Below are 4,649 nucleotides of genomic sequence, written 5' to 3'. Positions count from 1 at the left end.
CCACCCGCCCGGCGCACCTGCCCGAGGACGCGGAGCTGCGCGAGGACCTGAACCAGTGGACCCGGGTGACGCTCAACGCGGACGGCGAGCGCCACGGCCTCACCCGCTTCTGGGACGTGCAGGGACAGCTGCTCTGGGAGGCCGAGTTCGAGGACGGACGGCGCCACGGGCGCTACTGGTCGCGCGCGGAGAAGACCTACGCGGACTTCCGCGTGCACTTCGAGGAGGGCCGCGCGGAAGGCGACCTCGCGTGCGGCGAGTGGTCCCTGATGGACGCGCAGCGGGCGGTGGTGCTCAAGCGCGACCTGGGCCAGGCCCAGGATGAGCAGGCGCTGGCGCGCTCGATGGTGTTCTCCAACCTCCCCCGGAGCGCGGAGGGCTGGCGCGAGCTGGCGAAGGTGGCCCGCGCGGAGCGGCGCTACCGCGAGGCCCTGCTCGCCACGGCGCGCGCTTGCGCCACGTCCCTGGACGTCCAGCCGTTGAAGGACGGACTGGAGGAGCTGACGCTGCCGCGCACCCAGGACTCGGCCCGCGAGGTCGCGGACGACGTGGTGCAGGGAGCGGGCCGGTCGTGGGCGCCCATGGCGGACGCGCTCATGCGCGGCGGAGAGGCCGCCACGATCCTGCGGGCGTACGCGGTGCTGCTGGATCAGACGGACCGGCCGCGCGCGGCGCTGGACTTCCTGCACGCGGCGATGCTGCTGGCGCCGGAGCGCAAGGCGTACCTGTTCACGCGCGGCCTCATCCTGCTGAACCTGGGCGTGGCGGATCAGGTGCGGAAGGACGCGGAAGGGCTCTCCTCCGTGGAGCCGGACACGGCCGCGTTCCTGGCCACGTACGCGCGGGCGTTGTACCCCCGGTTCGACTTCTGGGCGGGCCAGGAGCCTCCGCGCTGCGCCTACGACGGCCTGCCGGAGAAGCCCGCGCAGTCCCTGGAGGCCATCCAGCAGATGGTGCGCAGGTACGCCACGCGGCTTCAGGCCATGCGCGGCGCGCTGCTCCAGCGGTTCAAGCCCGGTGCTTCGGTCTCCTGGCTGCCGCCGGACCTGTCAGGACTGCTGGGCGATGGGCCGGTGGAGCTGAAGCAGTACGAACTGGCGGGAGATGATGACGACCTGGTGGAGGTCGACGAGACGCTCGACCTGGAGATGGGGCTCGCGGACCTGACGCTGATGTTGCGCGGGGACTGGAGCGCGCTGTCGTGGCTGTTGTGGTCGTGCGGAGAGACGTCGTTCCGGATGCCCACGCGCGTCGCGCCGCCGGCGGATTATGGCCAGGCGGCGGGACAGGCCTCGCAGCGGCTGTGGCAGAGCCGGGACCGCAAGTTCCGGGGGAACGCCAGCACCACGAAGCCCGGCCAGGGCTTCCTGTTCGAGGGCGTCCCGCTGGGCGACCTGCACCCGAACCTGGTGTCCATCGCGGAGCGGCAGTACGCGGAGACGCAAGCGATGTTCTATTGGCTCAATGACCCGGATCACGTCTCTCCGTGGCAGAGCAACCTGAGGGGCAGCTAGGCATGAATCGGATTCGTGAAACCATCGAGGTCGCGGAGCCCCTGTGGCGGGCGCTGGAGCAGATGAGCCACGACCTGGGCGTGGACCGCAACGCCCTGGTGGCCCAGGCGCTGTTCCTGCTCGCGAAACAGAACGGCTACGTGTCACCCACGCCCGTGGCGCTCGGAGTGGCGGCCGAGGGAGAGCCCGTGCGAGCCCCGGCGGCCCGGCCCCCGGAGCCCGCACCGGTGCGCCCGGCCGAGGTCCCTTCCGCCGCACCGGTGCGCCCGGCTGAGTCCCCCGCCGCCGCGCCCGCGAAGCCCGCCGTGTCCGCGGTCGCCGAGCCCGAACCCGTGAAGGCCCCGACGCCCGCGGAAGAGGCGGCCCACGCGCGCTCCCGCATGCAGGAGGTCCTGGCGGCGGTGGACGCGGTCACCCTGCCCCGCGACGTGCCGGTGGCGTCCGATGAGGATGAGGAGTCGGACGAGGAGGCCGAGGAGTCGGACGAGGACGAGGACGAGGACGAAGCGTCGGACGAGGACGAAGCGTCCGAAGCCGATGCCCCCGACACGGGCGAGTCCAGCGCGGGTGAAGACGCGTCGGCCGAAGAGGACAACGAGGCTTCGGAGGACGAGGCGGCCGCCGACGAGGAGCCCTCCGGCACGGACGAGCAGGACTCGACGGCCCCCGAGGAAGAAGACGACGGATCCGCGGCGGACATCGAAGCGGCCATCGGCTCCGAAGAACTCCCGGGCGCCAACGAGGCCGACGACTCAGGCCCCGAAGAAGCCAAGACGGGTGAGGAGGCCACGGGCTCCGACGAAGACGCGGCCGCGGCATCCGAAGCGGACGAGGAGCCGCGGGACCCGGGCGCGGAAGGCGAACCCGAGCAGGACCTGCCCTTCGTGGCACCTCCGGCCGAGAAGGCCTCCGCCGGCCGCAGGCAGGGCCGCGTGCTGCGCGCCTCCGAGCCCGTGGAGAACACGCCCGCGGAATCCAACCGGAGCCGCAAGCCCGCCCCCAAGGCCCCCGCGCGCATGGACCTGTTCGTGCGGCTGAGCCCGGACGACCCCGGCACGCGCGTGGACGTGGAGCGCTTCACGCTGGGACGCGGTCCGCAGTGCAGCCTCGTGGTGAAGTCCGGCAGGGTCTCCCGCGAGCACGCCGCCGTCGTGCGCGAGGGCAACGACTACTTCATCGAGGACCTGGGTTCGTCCAACGGGACGTGGATCAACCACCAGCGCATCAAGCGCCAGAAGATCTCCGACGGGGACACCTTCAACCTGGGGACCGAGGCCGTGTACTTCTCCCTCCAGCCCGCCGAGGATTGAGGATGCCCAGGGCGGAGATGACTCCGCCCAGCACCAGCATCACCGCGGAGACGATCATCACCCGGTGGAAGCCCGCGACGTCCAGTCGCGGGCCCATGATGAGCCCCGTGAACGCGATGGCGATGAGCCCCGCGACCCGGGCAATGGCGTTGTTGATGGCCGAGCCGATGCCCGCCTGTTCCTTGTGAACGGACCCGAGCACCGCCGCCGTCAACGGCGCCACCGTCGTCGTCAGCCCCACGCCAAACACCAGCACGCCCGGCAGCATCTGCGTCCAGAAGTCCAGCGGCGTGCCTGCGCGCAGCATGAGCAGGAACCCGGCGCCCGCGACACACGGCCCCACCGCCATGAACAGGCGAGGACCGAACCGCCCCGCGAGCCCGCCGAACACCGACGAGAACAACAACATGATGATCGTCGTCGGCAGCAGCGCCAGGCCCGCCAGCGTCGCGCGCAGTCCTCCCACCTGCTGGAGGAACAGCGTGATGACGAACTCGCTCAACGCCAGCGCCCCATAGATGGACGTCGTGGCCAGGTTGCCCACCCAGAAGTTGCGCGCCCGGAACAGCCCCAGGGGCATCATCGGGTGCGACGACCGCCGCTCCTGCCAGAGGAACGCGAGGAACGCCGGCACGCCCACGCCCAGCGACGCCAGCACCGTGGGATGCGTCCAGCCCACCGACCCCTGTTCAATCAGCGCGTAGACCGGACCGCCCAATCCCAGACATGCCAGCACGGCCCCCAGCACGTCGACGCGCGCGCCCTCCGGCCGGGCGGGCTCCTCCATGCGCGCGAGCAGCGTCAGCGTCAGCGCGATGGGCAGCACGTTGATGCCGAAGATCCATCGCCAGCCCACCGTGTCCACCAGCAGCCCGCCCACCAGCGGCCCCGCGATGAACGCGCCTCCCGTCCAGCCGGTCCACGCGCCAATGGCCTTCGCCTGCTCGGGGCCGGAGAAGAAGGACAGGATGAGCGCCAGCGAGCCCGGCACCAGCAGCGCGCCCGTGGCCCCCTGCAGTGCACGCGCGAGGATGAGCACCGCGCCCGTCGGCGCCAGCGCGCACAACAGAGAAGTCGCCCCGAAGCCCAGCAGGCCCAGCCGCAGGATGCGCTTGCGCCCGAAGACATCCGACAGCGAGCCCGCGGCCAGCATCAGCGAGCCCAGCGTGATGAGATAGGCATCCACCACCCACTGCTGGAGGGTGAGCCCGCCGCCCAGGTCCCGCACCATCGCGGGCAGCGCGACGTTGATGATCGCCCCGTCCAGGAACGTGACGAGCGACGCGAGCACGGCGATTCCCAGGACCAGCCGTTGTGGAGGGGTCAAGGTCTCCGCCGCCTCCCCCCAAGGGATGCCCCTACGCGCCCTGGGAGGACGGGCCGCTTCAGGCCTTGTACCGGGCCGCCTGTCGCGGTGTCTGCCCCGAACACCTTGGACTTCAAGGTCATCAACACTGCCCACCCGGAAAAAGCACCGCGAACCCGTCCGGCGCCCTGCCTGCGTATGCAGTGCAGGAGGCCAACGACATGGCACAGCCGATGTACACCGGTCAGGTCCGCACCGTGGGCGAGAGCATGGCTCGCAGCACCACGGAGGCGCAGGCGTTCAAGATCTTCATGGACGAACCCGTGGAGCTGGGCGGCCAGAACGGCGCGCCCAGCCCGCTCGACTTCATCCTCGCGGCGCACGCGGGCTACCAGTCCCTCACCGCCACCATCCACGTGAAGGGCGACGTCACGCAGGAACAGCTGGCCCACCTGCTGCGCGAAGTGGAGACGCGCTGCCCCGTCAGCGACAACCTGGCCCACGCCACCCCCATCCGCC

Annotated in this window: 4 protein-coding genes; 3 read left to right on the top strand and 1 reads right to left on the bottom strand. The window is 71.2% G+C overall.

All coding sequences use genetic code 11. The features are described from left to right. Positions 1-1,514, top strand: a 1,514-nt coding sequence (locus D7X55_RS36175; RefSeq protein WP_121725412.1) for a thiol reductase thioredoxin, incomplete at its 5' end; no start/stop codon positions are given. 2 nt (positions 1,515-1,516) lie between these two features. Further along, positions 1,517-2,824, top strand: a complete 1,308-nt coding sequence (locus tag D7X55_RS36170) for an FHA domain-containing protein (protein ID WP_120547743.1) — start codon at positions 1,517-1,519, stop codon at positions 2,822-2,824. Here D7X55_RS36170 and D7X55_RS36165 read toward each other — a convergent pair. Continuing rightward, positions 2,772-4,151: an MFS transporter gene (locus tag D7X55_RS36165; protein WP_233610277.1), complete on the bottom strand. Its 1,380-nt coding sequence runs from the start codon at positions 4,149-4,151 to the stop codon at positions 2,772-2,774. The genes D7X55_RS36170 and D7X55_RS36165 overlap by 53 nt on opposite strands. A 200-nt stretch (positions 4,152-4,351) precedes the next feature. On the opposite strand from D7X55_RS36165, the gene D7X55_RS36160 reads away from it, so the two are divergent. Next, on the top strand, positions 4,352-4,649 hold a 298-nt coding region (locus D7X55_RS36160; protein ID WP_368666518.1), incomplete at its 3' end, for an OsmC family protein.

The sequence above is a fragment of the Corallococcus sp. AB049A genome (genome assembly GCF_003668885.1).
GTDB lineage: Bacteria > Myxococcota > Myxococcia > Myxococcales > Myxococcaceae > Corallococcus > Corallococcus interemptor.
The sequence above is the reverse complement of the archived record's forward strand: the minus strand, read 5'-3'. Positions and strand labels throughout refer to the sequence as shown.

Excerpts from the sequence above, each read along its gene's own strand:
- D7X55_RS36170 (WP_120547743.1), top strand. The coding sequence starts at position 1,517 with ATGAATCGGATTCGTGAAACCATCGAGGTCGCGGAGCCCCTGTGGCGG.